Annotated in this window: 17 protein-coding genes; 11 read left to right on the top strand and 6 right to left on the bottom strand. The window is 72.9% G+C overall.

The genetic code is table 11. The annotated features are described in order from the left end of the window. Positions 1-9: 9 nt before the first annotated feature. A complete protein-coding gene (gene folE / locus AB0O11_RS32895) occupies positions 10-615 on the top strand; it encodes a GTP cyclohydrolase I FolE (protein ID WP_224281666.1) in 606 nt (201 codons plus the stop codon). A gap of 40 nt (positions 616-655) precedes the next feature. On the opposite strand, the gene AB0O11_RS32890 is transcribed toward folE, so the two are convergent. Next, on the bottom strand, positions 656-1,444 hold the full coding sequence (locus tag AB0O11_RS32890; protein WP_363394366.1) for a ferritin-like domain-containing protein: 789 nt from the start codon (positions 1,442-1,444) through the stop codon (positions 656-658). Positions 1,445-1,559: 115 nt separating this feature from the next. Continuing rightward, positions 1,560-2,714 (bottom strand): alpha/beta hydrolase-fold protein, encoded by a 1,155-nt coding sequence (locus AB0O11_RS32885; protein WP_363394364.1) that lies wholly within the window; start codon positions 2,712-2,714, stop codon positions 1,560-1,562. Between the two features lie 376 nt (positions 2,715-3,090). On the opposite strand from AB0O11_RS32885, the gene AB0O11_RS32880 reads away from it, so the two are divergent. The 7 genes from AB0O11_RS32880 to AB0O11_RS32850 all read left to right on the top strand — a co-directional run bounded on the left by AB0O11_RS32880 (position 3,091) and on the right by AB0O11_RS32850 (position 9,650). Next, on the top strand, positions 3,091-4,932 hold the full coding sequence (locus tag AB0O11_RS32880; protein WP_363394362.1) for a phosphatidylglycerol lysyltransferase domain-containing protein: 1,842 nt from the start codon (positions 3,091-3,093) through the stop codon (positions 4,930-4,932). Between the two features lie 72 nt (positions 4,933-5,004). Continuing rightward, positions 5,005-5,886, top strand: a complete 882-nt coding sequence (folP, locus tag AB0O11_RS32875; RefSeq protein WP_363394360.1) for a dihydropteroate synthase — start codon at positions 5,005-5,007, stop codon at positions 5,884-5,886. Between the two features lie 76 nt (positions 5,887-5,962). After that, on the top strand, positions 5,963-6,394 hold the full coding sequence (locus AB0O11_RS32870) for a nuclear transport factor 2 family protein (RefSeq protein ID WP_363394358.1): 432 nt from the start codon (positions 5,963-5,965) through the stop codon (positions 6,392-6,394). Between the two features lie 247 nt (positions 6,395-6,641). After that, positions 6,642-7,001: a dihydroneopterin aldolase gene (folB, locus tag AB0O11_RS32865; RefSeq protein WP_224281670.1), complete on the top strand. Its 360-nt coding sequence runs from the start codon at positions 6,642-6,644 to the stop codon at positions 6,999-7,001. Between the two features lie 121 nt (positions 7,002-7,122). After that, complete coding sequence (gene folK, locus AB0O11_RS32860; protein ID WP_363394356.1) at positions 7,123-7,722, top strand: 2-amino-4-hydroxy-6-hydroxymethyldihydropteridine diphosphokinase; 600 nt, start codon at positions 7,123-7,125, stop codon at positions 7,720-7,722. 183 nt (positions 7,723-7,905) lie between these two features. Continuing rightward, complete coding sequence (locus AB0O11_RS32855) at positions 7,906-8,394, top strand: DUF3180 domain-containing protein (protein ID WP_224281657.1); 489 nt, start codon at positions 7,906-7,908, stop codon at positions 8,392-8,394. A 134-nt stretch (positions 8,395-8,528) separates the two neighbouring features. Further along, entirely contained in the window at positions 8,529-9,650 is a 1,122-nt protein-coding gene (locus tag AB0O11_RS32850) for a hypothetical protein (RefSeq protein ID WP_363394353.1), read from the top strand. A 127-nt stretch (positions 9,651-9,777) separates the two neighbouring features. Here AB0O11_RS32850 and AB0O11_RS32845 read toward each other — a convergent pair whose 3' ends face one another. Both AB0O11_RS32845 and AB0O11_RS32840 read right to left on the bottom strand, forming a co-directional pair. Next, positions 9,778-10,353 (bottom strand): TerD family protein, encoded by a 576-nt coding sequence (locus AB0O11_RS32845; RefSeq protein ID WP_224284415.1) that lies wholly within the window; start codon positions 10,351-10,353, stop codon positions 9,778-9,780. A gap of 133 nt (positions 10,354-10,486) precedes the next feature. Further along, the gene (locus tag AB0O11_RS32840; protein ID WP_363394351.1) at positions 10,487-10,975 is read right to left on the bottom strand and encodes a hypothetical protein; all 489 of its coding nucleotides are present in this window, start codon (positions 10,973-10,975) and stop codon (positions 10,487-10,489) included. Between the two features lie 120 nt (positions 10,976-11,095). Between AB0O11_RS32840 and arfB the strand changes: the two genes are divergently transcribed. Further along, positions 11,096-11,530 (top strand): alternative ribosome rescue aminoacyl-tRNA hydrolase ArfB, encoded by a 435-nt coding sequence (arfB, locus tag AB0O11_RS32835; protein WP_363394349.1) that lies wholly within the window; start codon positions 11,096-11,098, stop codon positions 11,528-11,530. Positions 11,531-11,538: 8 nt separating this feature from the next. On the opposite strand, the gene AB0O11_RS32830 is transcribed toward arfB, so the two are convergent. Beyond that, entirely contained in the window at positions 11,539-12,066 is a 528-nt protein-coding gene (locus AB0O11_RS32830; RefSeq protein WP_363394347.1) for a flavin reductase family protein, read from the bottom strand. A gap of 371 nt (positions 12,067-12,437) precedes the next feature. On the opposite strand from AB0O11_RS32830, the gene AB0O11_RS32825 reads away from it, so the two are divergent. Together AB0O11_RS32825 and AB0O11_RS32820 are read left to right on the top strand one after the other, a co-directional pair. Beyond that, a complete protein-coding gene (locus AB0O11_RS32825; RefSeq protein WP_363394345.1) occupies positions 12,438-14,225 on the top strand; it encodes a diguanylate cyclase in 1,788 nt (595 codons plus the stop codon). A gap of 175 nt (positions 14,226-14,400) precedes the next feature. Continuing rightward, complete coding sequence (locus AB0O11_RS32820; protein WP_363394343.1) at positions 14,401-15,399, top strand: hypothetical protein; 999 nt, start codon at positions 14,401-14,403, stop codon at positions 15,397-15,399. Between the two features lie 68 nt (positions 15,400-15,467). Here the strand turns inward: AB0O11_RS32820 and AB0O11_RS32815 are convergent. Further along, positions 15,468-16,298, bottom strand: an 831-nt coding sequence (locus AB0O11_RS32815; RefSeq protein WP_363394341.1) for an amidohydrolase family protein, incomplete at its 5' end; no start/stop codon positions are given.

The raw sequence follows: 16,298 nt of genomic DNA, 5'->3' as shown, positions 1-16,298 counted from the left end.
GAGGCCCGCATGATCGACCCGGTGACGCTCGACGGTCCGCCCGCCGTCGGTGCCTTCGACCAGAAGCGGGCCGAGAACGCCATCCGCGAGCTGCTGCTGGCCGTGGGGGAGGACCCGGACCGCGAGGGTCTGCTGGAGACCCCGGCCCGGGTCGCGCGTGCCTACAAGGAGATATTCGCGGGCCTCTGGCAGGAGCCCGAGGACGTCCTCACCACCACCTTCGACCTCGGCCACGACGAGATGGTGCTGGTCAAGGACATCGAGCTGACCTCGGTCTGCGAGCACCACCTGGTGCCGTTCCGCGGTGTGGCCCACGTCGGGTACATCCCGTCCATCAACGGCAAGATCACGGGGCTCTCCAAGCTCGCCCGGCTGGTCGACGTCTACGCCCGCCGGCCGCAGGTGCAGGAGCGGCTGACCAGTCAGGTGGCCGACGCGCTGATGCGGATCCTGGAGCCGCGCGGGGCGATCGTCGTGGTCGAGTGCGAGCACATGTGCATGTCGATGCGCGGCATCCGCAAGCCCGGCGCCAAGACCATCACCTCCTGCGTGCGCGGCCAGCTGCGCGACCCGGCCACCCGGGCCGAGGCGATGAGCCTCATCATCGGTCGGTAGGGGCACCGGTCGACGGCATCACCGGCCGGCCGGGACGCACTCAGAGCACCTCGTGCTCCGCGTGCGGCGGGGCCGGGGTGCCCAGGGCGTTGCGGCGCTCGGGCATCCGCAGCGTGACCATCCGCCGCCAGCCGTAGGCACGGTCGTACAGGTAGAGCACGTGCACCGCGAGGGCGACCAGGGCGAGCTGCCAGCGCGGCCAGCGCAGGATCCGGGCCATTCGGGCGGTGACGGCGAGACCGACGTCCCGGTGGGTGCGGATCTCGCCGCGGGCGGTGGCCTCCAGGGCGTGCCGGACGTACGGGCCGTGGCCCTCGGAGACCAGCCGCAGCAGCTCCTCGTGGCAGTAGGCGAGGTGGTTGTCCTCGTCGGCGGAGATCATCCGCATCGCCCGGCCGAGGTCGGGGTTGTCCCCGTACGCCTTGACCAGCAGGCGCATCTGCTCGGCGGCGCGTTGCTCGGTGACCCGGCTGTGCGCGAGGTAGGTGACGATCTCGCGGTCGGTCAGCGGGACGTCGCTGTTCAGCCGCTCGTGCGAGAGGCCGACGCCCTGGCGCTCCAGCAGCATGCAGTAGTCGGCCTCGTCCGGCACGGGCACCTTGGGCAGGCCGCGCTTGTTCAGCAGTCGGGTGAAGATCCGGCCGTGCTTGCGCTCGTCGGCACCGTGCCGGGCGACCTTCGGCGCGAGGACCGGATCCCGGGTGAGCGTGGTGATCCGCTCGTTCTCCCAGCCGCCCTGGTCCTCGCCGCCCGCGGCGATGCTGCAGAACAGCTGGTACGCCTGGTCGTTCCGGTAGATCTCGTCGAAGAGCGAGCGGGTGCTCAGCACGGCGCCTCCTGCGCTGGTCCGGGGCGGCGCCCGCCGGGGGCCGACGGGCGGTCGCGATACGTTCCCCCGAGCCGCCGGCCGTCCGGGCCGACCGGCGGGTAGTCACTCACCTGCGCTAGCCGAGGTGGGAGCTCAGCCATTCGAGCGTGGCCGGCAGCTCCCTGGTCCAGCTGTCGAAGTTGTGCCCGCCGTCGTCCAGGTAGAGCGAGTCGATCGTGAACTGCGGGTTGGCCGCCGCGGCCCGGGTGGCCTGGTCGACGAACTGGACGGTCTGCGGGTAGTCCCCCTCCGTGCGGGTGGAGACCGCCAGCAGGCTGAGCGCCGGGACCGGCAGGTTCTGCAGCCGCCAGCCGAGGTCGTGCTGCTGGGTCAGCGCCTTGTCGCCGTTGAAGAGGTCGCCGCCGGTGTAGTTGTCCTGGCGCACGGTGAAGTCGCCGTGCAGGCCGGCCGCGCTGCCGTAGACGTCCGGGAAGCGCATCGCCAGGCGCAGCGCGCAGCTGCCGCCGGTGGAGTAGCCGAAGACGCCCCAGGAGCCGGCGGTGCGGCCGACCCGGTAGGTGCTGCGGATGGCCCTGGGGACGTCCTTGACGAACCAGGTCTCGGTGCGCGGCCCGCCGGGGACGTCCACGCATTCGGTGTCCCGGGAGGGGACGACCGCCGGGCGGGCCATCACCAGGACGGTCGGTGGCATCTTGCCGGATCGCTGCAGCTCGATCGCGGTCTGGGCGAACGGGAGCTCGTGCAGCAGGTTCAGCGTGGTGCCCGGGTAGCCGGCGACGGCCAGCAGGACGGGGAAGCGGACCAGCGAGAACTTCTGGTCGAAGTACGCGGGCGGCAGGTAGACGAACATCTGGTCGGAGAAGCCCGTCTCCTTGCCGTTGACCCGGACCGACTCGACCTTGCCGACCTCCTCGGGCGGGCCCTGCGGCAGGTTGGTGATGGTCTCCAGGCCGCCCTCGGTGGTGGGCTGGACCAGTGCGTCGGAGAGCGGGGTGCCGCTCTTGTGGTTCTCGTTGCTGGTCAGCGCGAGCTTGGCGCCGCCCGGACTGAGCAGGTCCTTCCAGGAGGTGTAGAACCCGAAGGAGTTGTTCACCGACAGCGCGAGCACGGCCAGGACCGAGACTTGAACGACCGTCAGGAGCCCGATCCGGCCGAGCACCGGCAGCGGGCGCTGGCGTGCCAGCCGCGGCCAGACCCACAGGGTCGTGACGATCGCTGCGACGCCGAGTGCGAGCAGCGAGTTCACCAGCGCGTCGCTGGTCAGTTCCATGCCGTCGGCCTTCCGGTGGGCGCTGTCGGTGCAGGCTTCATCGTCTGGCGGCCCGTCAGGCCGGGCCACCGCGGCTAGGCTGTCCGGGCGTCCGGGCGGGGGTGGGGCGGGCGGGCGGAACAGCAGGCAACCGGCGCCCTAGAATGCGGCGTCCACCGTACGTAACGTGTCCCGGAGGGTTCCGTCGCGTCCCGTGCGGCGGCCCCCGGCTCCCACCGCCGGCTCAACCCGCAGCGCGACCACGGCCCCGGTTTACCGACTGTTTCCGGGTCCTTGGTATGCGCATTGCCTGATGAAGGAATAGGCATGAAGGTCCATCACGCGTCCTCCCCCGGAGTGACAGGACACCGCCCCGCAGCCCCTACGCTGAGCTTCCATGAGCGTTCCCGTGTCCGTTGAGCCGAGCCCCGAGCAGCCGTCGCGCCGTCGTCGCGGCCTGCAGACGCTGCGTACCCAGGCGGCCGCCGTCCCGAGGGCCTGGCTCCCCGGAGCGGTCGGCTACGCCTGTCTGATAATCGGGCTCATGGACATCGCCAGCGCGGTGTTCCCCAAGCTCCGGCACACCAGGGTGCACACCTTCACGGGGCAGCTGCCGGGCGGCACCACCAGCCTGGCGGCGGTCGGCGCGCTGATGGTCGGCATCCTGCTGGTGCCGCTGGCGCACGCGCTGCGCCGGCGCAAGCGTCGGGCCTGGCGGGCGGTCTGCGTGCTGCTGCCGGTCAGTGCCGGACTGCACATCGTGCGCTGGCACCAGATCGGCCCGGCGGTCGTCTCGCTGGTGCTCCTCGTCGTGATGCTGGTGCACCAGCGCGAGTTCTACGCCAAGGCCGACCCGCGCACCCGCTGGCGGGCGCTGCTCAACCTGGTCGTCATGGGCGTCCTCAGCGTGCTGCTGGGCCTGCTGATCGTGAGCACCCGGACCAAGTACGAGATCGGCCACCCGGGCCTGAGCGAGCGCCTGCAGCACGTCGGGTACGGGCTGTTCGGCTTCGAGGGCCCGATCCGGTACAGCAACGTCCGGATGTCCGACCTGGTCGCCTACCTGCTCGGCGGCCTCGGCCTGCTGACCGCCTTCACCACCGCCTACCTGGCGCTGCGCCCCGGCAAGCCGAAGCCCGAGCTGACCGCCGAGGACGAGGAGAAGGTGCGCGCGCTGCTGGCGCGGCACGGCGAGCGCGACTCGCTCGGCTACTTCGCGCTGCGCCGCGACAAGAGCGTGCTGTTCTCGGCCACCGGCAAGGCTGCGATCTCCTACCGGGTGGTCTCCGGCGTGATGCTGGCCTCCGGCGACCCGGTCGGCGACGTCGAGGCCTGGCCGGGCGCGATCAAGGTGTTCATGGCCGAGGCCCGCGAGCACGCCTGGGTGCCGGCCGTGATGGGGTGCAGCGAGGTCGGCGGCGAGGTCTGGACCCGCGAGGCGGGCCTGGACGCGCTGGAGCTGGGCGACGAGGCGATCGTGGACACCGCCTCCTTCTCGCTCTCCGGCCGGGCCATGCGCAACGTGCGCCAGATGGTCAAGCGGATCGAGCGCAACGGCTACTCCTGCCAGGTGCGCCGGGTCTCCGAGCTCACCGTGGAGGAGAAGCACCGGATCGCCGACGCCGCCGCCCGCTGGCGCGGCACCGACACCGAGCGCGGCTTCTCGATGGCCCTCGGCCGCTTCGGCGACCCGCTGGACGACGACTGCGTGGTGGTCACCGCCCACAAGGCCCCCGAGGAGGGCGAGCAGGGCGACGACCTCAAGGCCGTGCTGCACTTCGTGCCCTGGGGGCCGGACGGCATCTCGCTGGAGCTGATGCGCCGCGACCGCGCCGCCGACCCGGGCCTGAACGAGCTGCTGATCGTCGCCGCGCTCCAGGCGGTGCCCGCGATGGGCGTGCGCCGGGTGTCGCTCAACTTCGCGATGTTCCGCTCGGCGCTGGCCCGCGGCGAGCGGATCGGCGCCGGACCGGTGCTGCGCGCCTGGCGCGGGCTGCTGGTGTTCCTGTCGCGCTGGTTCCAGATCGAGTCGCTGTACAAGTTCAACGCCAAGTTCCAGCCCGAGTGGGAGCCGCGCTTCCTGGTCTTCCCGAACACCCGGGACCTGCCGCGGATCGGCTTCGCCGCGATGCAGGCGGAGGCCTTCATCACGCTCGGCATGCCGCGCTTCGGCCGCCGGCGCCAGCGCGAAGGGCTGATGCCGGTCCCGTCGACCCGCAAGGTCGGCGAGGCCGCCTGAGGTCCGTCGCCGTCGTCCGCTGGTGCGGAAGGGGCCCCCGCCGAGAATCCTCGGCGGGGGCCCCGTTCGATAATGGGGAGCATGAACGATTCGCCGTCCTTCTCCCTGCCGGCCGGTCTGCCGCGGCTGGAGCGCTGCGCCGTGATGGGCGTGGTCAACGTCACGCCCGACTCCTTCTCGGACGGCGGGATGTGGCACGACCCCGCCAAGGCGATCGCGCACGGCCTCGCGCTGCGGGCCCGCGGCGCGGACCTGGTGGACGTCGGCGGCGAGTCCACCCGGCCGGGCTCGCAGCGGGTGCCCGAGGAGGAGGAGCTGCGCCGGGTGCTCCCGGTGGTGCGCGAGCTCGCGGACGCCGGGGTGATCGTCTCCGTGGACACCATGCGCGCCTCGGTCGCCGAGCGGGCCGTCGAGGCCGGTGCCGCGATCGTCAACGACGTCTCCGGCGGGCTCGCCGACCCGGCGATGGCCCGGGTGGTCGCCGAGACCGGCGCGCCCTTCGTGGTGATGCACTGGCGCGGGCAGTCCGCCGACATGGACCGGATGGCCGTCTACGGCGACGTGGTCCGGGACGTGGTCGCCGAGCTGACCGACCGGATGGAGGCTCTGCTGGCCGCCGGGGTCAAGGAGGACCAGCTGATCCTCGACCCGGGGCTCGGCTTCGCCAAGACCTCCGAGCACAATTGGGCGCTGCTCGGCCGGCTGGACGCGCTCATCGCGCTCGGCCGTCCCGTGCTCGTGGCGGCTTCGCGCAAGCGGTTCCTGGGTACGCTGCTCGCCGACCCGGCAACCGGGGAACTGCGCCCGGCCCGGGAGCGCGACGACGCGACGGCCGCGGTGTCGGTGCTGTCGGCCCGGGCCGGAGCCTGGGCGGTGCGGGTGCACGACGTGTCCGGGACGGCGGACGCCGTCCGGGTGGTCGCGGCCTGGCAGCACGCGGCACGGTTGGGGTGAGGGAGGGTCTGTGACAGGTGACGGCAGGTTGAGCGGCGGTACGGCCGGGCGGGCCCGGGGGGCGGACCTGGAGGCCGTGCTCGCGGCGAACCGGGGGCTCTACGAGGCGCTGGAACGGGGGGACCTGGAAGCGGTCGAGGACGCCTGGCTCGGGGCCGCGGACGCCGACGACAAGGGCGGCGTGGTGTGCGTGCACCCGGGCTGGCCGGTGCTCCGCGGCCGGGCACAGGTGACCCGTTCGTACATGCTGATCATGATGAACACGGAGTACATCCAGTTCTTCCTGACCGATGTCGAGGCCGAGGTGCACGGCGATGTGGCCCTTGTCACGTGCACCGAGAACATCCTGTCCGGCGGCGAGTCGGAGGAGGAGGGGGAGCTCGGGCCGCTGGTCGGCGGAAAGGTCGTGTCGACGAATCTGTTCCGTCGTACCCCGGCGGGGTGGAAGCTCTGGTCGCATCACGGTTCACCCGTTCTGACCAGCGGGGACGACGACGAGGAAGGCTGATTCCGGCGGCTGCGGAAATGCCGCCCCGGGAAGTCGCCCGGGAATTCCCGAGTGGTCACCGAACGTTCACGTCAATCGCCATATCGGCGCGCGTGGCGTCGGTTCGTGCCGGGTAGGACGGTCAGGCGTTGTCCGTGCTCGCGGGTAGATTCGAAACGGAGTGGCGGGCGTGCTGCCCGCCTTCGCCCTGCCCGTCCATGCCATTCTCCGGGCGGGGCCCGTCCGACTGGGAGCAGTGATTCGTTTGCTGGACCGCGTCACCCTGCGGGGGCTGCGAGCCCGGGGCCACCACGGCGTCTTCGAGCGCGAGCGCGTCGAGGGGCAGACCTTCGTGGTCGACCTCGTGCTGTACCTGGACACCCGCCCCGCGGCGGCCGGAGACGACCTCACCCGCACCGCGCACTACGGCCTGGTGGCGGAGGAGGTCACCGCGATCATTGCCGGGGAGCCGGTCGACCTGATCGAGACGCTGGCCCAGCGCATCGCCGACCAGTGCCTCAAGCACGAAGCGGTCGAGGAGGTCGAGGTCACCGTGCACAAGCCGGACGCCCCGATCACCGTGCCGTTCGACGACGTGACCGTGACCATCCACCGGGGCCGCGCATGACCCCCACCGCGCGCCCGGTATCCGATGCAAGAGGACGTTTTCCGATGAGCGAGCGAAGCAAGCGAATGATCAGGAGTCGCGCACGGGTGAGCGCCTCTGCCGAGCGAAGCGAGGCGGGCGCATGAACACCAGCGACCCGACCACCACGCCGAACGCGTTCGACCTGGAGAGCCGGGTGGACTCCGCCGACACCACGCTGCACAGCCAGCGCTGCGCGGTGATCGCGCTCGGCAGCAACCTGGGCAACCGGCTGGACACCCTCCAGGGGGCCGTCGACGCGCTCGCCGACACCCCGGGGCTGAAGATCAAGGCCGTCTCCGCGGTGTACGAGACCGAGGCCGTCGGCGGGCCCGAGGAGCAGCCGAACTACTACAACGCGGTCGTGGTGCTGCGCACCTCGCTGCCCCCGCGGGACCTGCTGGAGCGCGGCAACGCCATCGAGGACGCCTTCGGGCGGGTGCGGACCGTCCACTGGGGCCCGCGCACCCTGGACGTCGACATCCTGGCCTACGAGGGCGTGTTGAGCGACGACCCGCAGCTGCTGCTGCCGCACCCGCGGTCGCACGAGCGGGCCTTCGTGCTCGCCCCCTGGCTGGACGCCCAGCCGGAGGCCGAGGTGCCCGGGCACGGGCGGGTGGACGACCTGCTGACGGCGCTGGGCGGCCCGGACGCGCAGGGCGTGAAGCGCCGCGAGGACATCCGGCTGACGCTGCCGGAGTAGGCCCGCGGGCCGACGGCCGGGCCGTTGATCAGGGAACTCGGCCGGGGGCCCGGCCGTACGAGTAGGTGTCCGCCGTTCGCGCGGGTGACCGCCCGGCCGGGCCCGGTACGGTGGCTTGGCGTCGCCGTGCCGGGCCACCGGGCGGCCCGGCCGGTTCTGGTACCCGGGAAGGACCCCCTCCGAGTGAAGCTGCTTCGCCTCCGCCTGCTGATCGGCATCACCGCCGCCACGACGGCGCTGTCCTGGGCCGGCTCCAAGCTGTGGGCCTCCGTGGACACGCTGCCGGCCGTGCCGGCCGCGGCGCCGGTGGTGCTGGCGGCGGTGGCGGTGATCCTGCTGGCGACCGCGCTGTCGCTGCGGGCCCGGCTGAAGGCGGTGCGCGAGCGGCAGCCCGGGGCGAAGGGGGTCGACCCGCTGCTGGCGGCCCGGGCGGTGGTGCTGGGGCAGGCCAGCGCGCTGGTCTCGGCGGTGGTCACCGGCGTTTACGCGGGGGCCGGGATCTACCTGCTGGGCGAGCTGGACGTGCCGGCCCGCAAGGACCAGGCCGTGACGGCCGGGCTCGCGGTGCTGGCCGGGGCCGCGGTGATCGCGGCGGCGCTCTGGATCCAGCACGTGTGCAAGTTGCCGGAGAACCACGACGACCCGGGCGGCCCGGCGGCATCGCACCGCTGAGACCTCGCTGAGCAGGGCATTCTTCGTGATCTTGCGTGAGAATCCGGGCACGTGCGGTAAAGACCGCACGCTGTCAAGGGCGGAAGGGGACCCTGGGCTGACACGGCCCCAATTCGCACGCTAGTTTCTTGGACATGTCTCGCGGACGCCACCGTCATTCCTCCGTCCTCGGCCGGGTCTTTCCCCCCACCGCCGCCGGCGTGCTGCTGGTCGCCGCACTGGCGGCTCTGCTTTTCAGTCAGGACACCATCCTGGTGCGCTCGGTGGGCGTCGCGGCGGTGATCGCGACGCTCGGCTTCGCGCTGCTGCTGCGCCAGCGGGACAAGGCGGCCCGGGCGGCCGCCGAGATGTCCGCGGCGCAGCGGCTGCGCGCCGAGGAGCGGTTCGAGGAGCAGCTGGCCGAGGCCGAGTACGCGGCAGAGGTCGCCGAGGAGCGGGCCACCCGGTTCGGGCGGCGGCTGACGGCGGAGAAGTCGCGGCTGGCGAAGGCCGAGACCGAGATCGCCCGGCTGCTGCGCGAGCGGGCCGTGACGGTGGCCGAGCAGGCGCTCAAGGAGGCCGAGGCGGCCCAGCGGGCGCTCGACGCGAGCCGTCCGAAGTACCCGGCCAGCCCGGCCGCGTACGTGCGGGCGGCGGCCGTACTGCGGCTGCTGGAGCGCCGCGCGGCGGAGCAGGAGGCGCAGCGGGCGCGTTCGGCGGGCGCGGAGGTCGCCCTGCGGGCGCCCGCGAAGGAGTCGCTGATCGCCCCGGCCGTCCCGGCCGCTCCGGCGCCCACGCCGGTGGCCGTCCCGGCCCCGGTGGCGCCCTCGGTGCCCACCCCGGGACAGGCGCCGGCGGCCCAGTCGCCGGCGCAGCCCGCGCCGGTGCGTCCGGCGCTGACCGCGACGGTCGGTCAGCTCGGCGGGACGCCGGCCGCGCCCGCCGCGGCGCCCGTGCCGGCGGAGCGGCAGCGGCCGCGGTCGGTGCAGTCCGGTCAGGCGCGCGGGCAGGGCTTCAGCTTCTTCGGCCGCGGCGCGGGTGCCCCGGTGCGCCCGGCGGCCCCGGCACCGGCGGTGGGCAGCGTCGCCGAACTGGGGGAGCGCGCCGACCTGGCGGACGTGGTGGGCGACGAGGCGGTGGCCGCGAAGGCCGAGGCCGAGGCCCGGGCGGCGGAGCCGGCCGAGCGGACGGAGCAGGGCGAGCCGACCGTGGTGGACCTGACGCCGGAGGACGAGACCGAGCTGATCCAGCTGCCGGAGCTGCGCGCCTCGCGCTGAGGACCGGAAGCGGGGCCCGGGGCCCGGGACGCCGGGGCTCGATGGGCCGGGGCTCCGAAAACGAAAACCGCGGCGCGGGAAGCCGGACGGACCGGCTTCCCGCGCCGCGGCGTTCCCCGCGGGTGCGTCAGATCTGGACGCCGAAGTCCTGGGCGATGCCGGCCAGGCCGGAGGCGTAGCCCTGGCCGACGGCGCGGAACTTCCACTCCCCGCCGTTGCGGTAGAGCTCGCCGAAGATCATCGCGGTCTCGGTGGCGGCGTCCTCGGAGAGGTCGTAGCGGGCGATCTCGGCGCCGCCGGCCGCGTTCACCACGCGGATGTAGGCGTTGCGGACCTGGCCGAAGTTCTGGCCGCGGGCGACGCCGTCGTAGATGGTGACCGGGAAGGTGATCTTGACGGCCTCGGCCGGCAGGCCGGCCAGGTTGATGTTGATCGACTCGTCGTCGCCCGCGCCCTCGCCGGTGCGGTTGTCACCGGTGTGCACGACGGTGTTGTCCGGCGTGCTGGTGTTGTTGAAGAAGACGAAGTGGGCGTTGGACAGCACCTTGCCGTCGGCGTTCAGGACGATCGCGCTGGCGTCGAGGTCGAACTCGGCGCCGGTCGTGGTGCGGACGTCCCAGCCCAGGCCGACGGTGACCGCGGACAGACCGGGGGCCTCCTTGGTCAGCGAGACGTTGCCACCCTTGGAGAGGCTCACTGGCATGACGATTGCAGTCCCTTCGTTCGCTTCGTTCGCTTTTTCCCGGGACAACGCAATACTCCGGCGGCTTGGTTCCGCGGGGGCCGTGAATTCTTCGTGAGCGCCAATCGAAGGCAAAGCCCGGGCAAAGCGGGTGTCAGATCCGCCGGAACCGGCCCTGCAACGACCAGATGTTCGGATTGTCGGCCAGGTCGGGGTGCATGTCGAAGAGGTCGGCCAGGGTGTCCTGGAGGAAGTCCCGGGCCTCGCGCCGCAGTTCGTCGTGGCGGACCACGACCGGCGGCTCGTCCGGCAGCCAGGTGGCGGTGACCTCGACCCAGTTGAAGCGGCGGGCGAAGCGCAGCAGCTCGGTGTTCTGGGTGAAGTCGAGGTCGGCGGTCTGCACCCGGGCGGCCCGGCTGCCGGCCGGGTCGCGGTCCAGCAGCTCGGCGATGTCGCACAGCGCCCAGGCGAAGTCGAGCACCGGCACCCAGCCCCAGGCGGTGGACAGCTCCGCGCCCTCGCCGTCCAGGTAGACGTCGCCGCAGAACAGGTCGTACCGCAGGGCGTGCACGGACGCGGTGCGGTAGTCCGTCTGCGGGGGGTCGGGGAAGCGGTTGGAGAGGGAGTAGCCGAGCTCGATCACGTACGCCATTGTCGGGGCTCGGGGCGTGCTCCGGTAACCGGGTCCGGGGCGCCCGGAGGCGTGCGGGCGGGCGTCGGATAACCGGGTGACCGTACGGGCCCCGCGCGGGATGATGGACGCATGTCCGAGCCCATCCGCGTGCGGGGGTCGGTGGTCGTCCCCGACGCCGAGCTCGTCTGGCGCTTCTCGCGTTCCTCCGGCCCCGGCGGCCAGCACGTCAACACCTCCGACTCCAAGGCCGAGCTGCGCTTCGACCTGGCCTCGACCAGGGCGCTGCCCGAGGTGTGGCGCGAGCGTGCGCTGGAGCGGCTGGCCGGGCGGCTGGTCGACGGCCGGGTGCTGGTGGTCCAGGCCTCGGAGTTCCGCTCGCAGTGGCGCAACCGGGAGGCGGCCGCGGCCCGGCTGTCGGCGCTGCTGACCGAGGCGTGCGCGCCGCCGCCGAAGGCCCGGCGGGCGACCAGGCCGAGCCGGGGGATGGTCGAACGGCGGCTGTTCAACAAGCGGCACCGTTCCGAGCTGAAGCAGGGCCGCCGGTCGCCGCGGGGCGGCGAGTAGGCGGGGACTCAGCCGAGGGTGCGGTAGCCGCCGCGGAAGTAGAGCAGCGGGCGGCCTCCCGGGTCGGGAACCGTGGCCTCCAGGACGCGGCCGAGCAGCAGGGTGTGGTCACCGGCGGGTATCCGCTGCTCGGTGCGGCACTCGACGGTGGCCAGTGCGCCGTCGACCAGCGGGGCGCCGGTGCGCGGGCCGCGGTGGTGCGCGGTGTCCGCGAACAGCAGCCGGTCGCTGAGCCGGCCCTTCATGGCGAACCGGGAGCCGAGCGTCTTCTGCCCCTCGGCCAGCACCGAGACCGCCCAGGTGTCCACCCGGGAGAGCACCTCGTCCATCCGGGAGTCCTCGCGGACCGAGATCAGTACCAGCGGCGGCTCCAACGACACCGAGAGGAAGGACGTGGCGGTCATGCCGACGTCCTCCCCGTCCTCCGGGTCGTGGACGGTCACCAGGCTCACGCCGGCGGCGAGCTGGGAGAGGGCAGCCCGGAACTCGTCGGGCGTGGCGTGGGGGGCAGCTTCGGGCTGCGGGGACGGGTACACGTACCGCACGGTAGTCGTCACCCGGGAGAAACGGCATCGGGCCTTGGTCGTAGGACCGGCGGTCCGGCCGAAGGGTTGCGCTCGGTGGCCGAACTCACCCTCAGGAGTGAAGCCGTCGGACCGGCGGGCGCAGTCGGCTTCAGTCTGAGGCCAATGCGGTCGACCACGAGAAATGTTCCGATAGCGCTTTATGTCCCGCTATGGGACAGATGAACTGATTAAAGGCGCATTAGTGTCGTGTGATTTAAGTCACAAGTGACGGCCTATTGCTGACCGAGCGTGCCGAGCGCTGTGCTCCCTGTGATTCAGTTCTTCTGGCAATCGGACGATAACCAATCAAGAACTATCCGAAGCAGCCGGGGAGCCCCCGCATGGAAGCCGAGTCGGAGCCGTACGTCCGTCTCGCGACCCTCCGCACCTTGCACCGGGTCGTGGCGGACCTCAACGCTGCCCGCAGCCTCGCTGGCACCCTCCAGGCCGTCGTCGAAGGCGCGGTGCACGGGCTCGGCTTCGACGCTGCCGCGGTCAGCCTGGTCCGGCCGGACGGCGACCTCGTGGTGGCGGCCGTCTGGGAGCTGGAGGAGAGCCCGATGGGCGGCCCCTCCGTGCTGCTCGGCCAGGTCGGTTCCCGCGAGTCCTGGGACCGGTTGCTCGGCGTCAGCGACCACTGGGGCACCCTTCGCTTCCTGCCCTACGACCGCGGCTGGGCCGTCGCCAGCGACATCCCGCGCTGGATCGGGGACGGCCCGCTGCCGGTGTACGCCAACGACTGGCACCCCGCCGACGGGCTGCTCGCCCCGATGTACAGCGCCGGCGGCGACCTCCTGGGCGTCCTCTCGGTGGACCGCCCGCGCAGCGGCAAGCGGCCCGGGGCGTGGACCCGCGAGGCACTGGAGATGTTCTCGCTCCAGGCCTCCATCGCGATCGGCAACGCCCGGCTGCGGGCCGAGATGCAGCGTGCGCTGGCCCGCCTGGAGAAGGAGCAGCAGGCGCTGCGCGCCAGCGAGGAGAGCTTCCGCCAGGCCTTCGAGTACGCGCCCAGCGGGATGGCGATCACCGAGCTGCACGGCGTCGGGCGCGGCCAGCTGACCAGGGTCAACGACGCGCTCTGCCGACTGCTCGGCCGGCCCCGGGCGGTGCTGCGCCAGCAGAGCTTCGCCGACCTCGTGCACCCCGAGGACCGGGCGCTGCTGGAACGCACCAGCGCCGAGAGCGGCCGCGCGGAGCTGCGGCTGTCCCGGCGGGACGGCGGCTACCAGTGGGTCTGCCTGCGCAACTCGATCGTCGCGGACGCGGCCGAGGGCCCGAGCTTCCTGCTCACCCACGTCGAGGACATCGAGGACCGCAAGCGGCACGAGTTCCAGCTCGCCCACCGGGCCAGCCACGACGCGCTCACCGGGCTGCCGAACGGTGCCGAGCTCAAGGCCCGGCTGGCCCGCCGGCTCTGCGCCCAGCCGCAGCCGGTCGGCGCCGCCGCCGGCCAGGTCGAGGCGGCCTACCCGCAGCCGTACGGCTACCCGGCCGACTCCTACAGCGCGCACACGGCGCACGACGGGCTGGAGGGCGCCGACCCGTACGCCGGGCCGGTGCACGGCTACGGGTTGCCCGAGGGCCTGCCGGGCGGGCTCGGCCCGGGCTTCGGGGAGCACGTGCACGCGGTGGTCCCGGCCGAGTACGGGCCGGGCGGCGACGCCTGGTCGGCGCCGTTCCGCTCCGGCGGCGCGGCGGCGGTGGACAAGGGGCTCGCGGTGCTCTTCTGCGACCTGGACGGCTTCAAGTCGATCAACGACCGGTTCGGCCACAACGCTGGCGATGCGGTGCTGGTCGAGGTGGCCCGGCGGCTGAGCCAGGCCGTCCGGGACGGCGACACGGTGGCCCGGCTCGGCGGCGACGAGTTCGTGGTGCTGGCCGACGGGATCGGCCGCGAGGAGGCCAAGGACCTCGCCCACCGGCTGCGGGGCGCCATCATCCCGCCGATGCGGATCGACGGACGGGCGATGCGGGTGGGGGTGAGCCTCGGGGTCGGCTGGGCCGGTTGCGGGATGAGCATCGAGGAGGTGCTGCACACCGCGGACGAGCGGATGTACGACGAGAAGCGGGCCAGGGGCGGGGCGGTGCGTGGGGCGCGCGCCGAGCGTTCGCACCGACGCGCGGGCTGAGCCGGCGGGCGGCCGCCGCGGGCCCGGGCCGGCCCTGGTCGGTCCGGGTTACCCGCGAGTTGTCAAGGGGTCTTTCCCCGCCGTCACATACGACAGGTAGGGTTCCCGGTACGACAGCGTCCATGATCTGCGCCGCCCGCAGCCGGCGGCGCACCGGATGGGGGAGCAGACCACCGTGACGACCGCCGGCAGCAACGGAGTGCCCGAGGGCCAGGGGGGCGGTGCCCCGCAGGACGACGACCCGTTCGGCTACCTCTACCGCCCGGCCGACGGTTCCACCGGGGAGTCGGCCGAGCCGCAGCAGGGGGTTCCGCGCACGTCGTACAACCGTCCGATGGAGGTCGGGCGCGCACAGTACGGCTACCCGCAGCGGGCGCCGCAACAGCAGCAGCCGTACGGCCAGCAGGGCATGCCGCCGCAGGGGTACCCGGGCGGCCAGCCGCAGGCCCCGTACGGCGGTCAGCCCGGTCTGCCGCAGCAGCCCGAGTACGGTGCCGCGCCCAGCCAGCAGACCCGCTACGCGGAGCACTCCCGGCCGCAGCCGGGGGAGGAGCCCCGCAGCAGCGGCCGCAGCCGGGGCGCGGTGATCGGCGCGGTGGCCGTGGTCGCGGCGATAGCGATCGGTGCCGGCATAGCGCTCTCCACCGGGGACCCGGACGGCAACAAGACCACCAAGGACGGCGCCACGTCCTCCGCCCCGCCGGCCCCCGCCACCCCGGTGCCGACGGCCACCACCGCGAGCGCCGCCCCCTCGGCGAGCGCGACCGTCATCTCCGGTCCGACGACCGTGGACGCGGGCCAGCTCCAGGGGCAGAACGCGCCGTCCGGCAACAGCGTCAAGGGTGCCAAGTCCGCCGACGGCAGCTACCTGACGCTCCAGCCGGGCGGTTCGGTGACCTGGACCGGTGAGATCGCCACGGCCGGGACGTACAAGCTGACCGTGCACTACAACTACTCGGGCGCGGAGATCAAGGGCGCGGTCGCGGTGAACGGCAAGGACTGGCCGAGCGGGGTGACCTACAAGATCTACGGTCCGCCCCCCAAGGACCAGACGTCCGCCTGGTTCAGCACCTGGATACTCCCGCAGTTCCAGGCCGGGCCGAACTCGGTGACCTTCACGGCGCCCTCCGGGCCGGTCCTGATCGACCAGATCACCATCGAGCCGGGCGGCTGAGCCCGCCCGCCCTCCGGACACACCACGGCCGCCCGTCCTCGCAGGGGGAGGGCGGCCGTCGGCGTTGCTCAGGCGGGCTTGACGGTGGAGAACGTGTCGCCGCCGAGGACCCACCGGCCGCGGCGCATGACGGCGACCAGGTCGTAGCCGTCGGAGTCGACCACGACGAGATCGGCGAGCTTGCCGGTCTCCAGCGAGCCGATCGAGTCGCTCAGGCCGAGCAGCCGGGCCGGGGTGGCGGACAGCGACTCGACGGTCTGGCTCAGGCTCAGCCCGTTGACGGTGACCGAGCGCTTGAACGCCACGTCCAGGGTGAGGGTGGAGCCGGCGATCGCGCCGCCCTCGACCAGCCGGGCCACGCCGTCCTTGACCTCGACCTGGAGCGGGCCGAGCGGGTAGAGGCCGTCGCCCATGCCGGCCGCGCCCATCGCGTCGGTGATCAGGGCGACCCGGTTCGCGCCGGCGGTGCCGTAGGCGAGGTCCAGCACGGAGGGGTGCAGGTGCACGCCGTCGTTGATCAGCTCGACGGTGACCCGCTCGTCCTCCAGCAGTGCCACGATCGGGCCGGGGGCGCGGTGGGCGATGCCGGGCATGGCGTTGAACAGGTGGGTGGCGACGGTGGCGCCGGCCTCGATCGCCTCCAGGGTGGTGGCGTAGTCGGAGTCGGTGTGGCCGACGGCGGCGATCACGCCGAGGTCGGCGAGCATCCGCACCGAGTCCAGGCCGCCGGGCAGCTCGGGGGCGAGGGTGACCATCCTGGCGTGGCCGCGGGCGGCGTCGACCAGCTTGCGCACCAGCGCCGGATCGGGGTCGCGCAGCAGGTCGGGGCGGTGGGCGCCGCAGCGGTTGTGCGAGATGAAGGGGCCTTCGAAGTGGATGCCGGCCAGGACGCCGTCCTC

This window comes from Kitasatospora sp. NPDC093102 (assembly GCF_040683915.1).
Classification (GTDB): Bacteria; Actinomycetota; Actinomycetes; order Streptomycetales; family Streptomycetaceae; genus Kitasatospora.
The sequence above is the reverse complement of the archived record's forward strand: the minus strand, read 5'-3'. Positions and strand labels throughout refer to the sequence as shown.

Coding starts and splice junctions, on each gene's coding strand:
- folK (WP_363394356.1), top strand. CDS start 7,123: ATGAACACCAGCGACCCGACCACCACGCCGAACGCGTTCGACCTGGAG.
- folE (WP_224281666.1), top strand. CDS start 10: ATGATCGACCCGGTGACGCTCGACGGTCCGCCCGCCGTCGGTGCCTTC.
- AB0O11_RS32885 (WP_363394364.1), bottom strand. CDS start 2,714: ATGGAACTGACCAGCGACGCGCTGGTGAACTCGCTGCTCGCACTCGGC.
- AB0O11_RS32825 (WP_363394345.1), top strand. CDS start 12,438: ATGGAAGCCGAGTCGGAGCCGTACGTCCGTCTCGCGACCCTCCGCACC.
- AB0O11_RS32850 (WP_363394353.1), top strand. CDS start 8,529: ATGTCTCGCGGACGCCACCGTCATTCCTCCGTCCTCGGCCGGGTCTTT.
- AB0O11_RS32880 (WP_363394362.1), top strand. CDS start 3,091: ATGAGCGTTCCCGTGTCCGTTGAGCCGAGCCCCGAGCAGCCGTCGCGC.
- arfB (WP_363394349.1), top strand. CDS start 11,096: ATGTCCGAGCCCATCCGCGTGCGGGGGTCGGTGGTCGTCCCCGACGCC.
- AB0O11_RS32845 (WP_224284415.1), bottom strand. CDS start 10,353: ATGCCAGTGAGCCTCTCCAAGGGTGGCAACGTCTCGCTGACCAAGGAG.
- folP (WP_363394360.1), top strand. CDS start 5,005: ATGGGGAGCATGAACGATTCGCCGTCCTTCTCCCTGCCGGCCGGTCTG.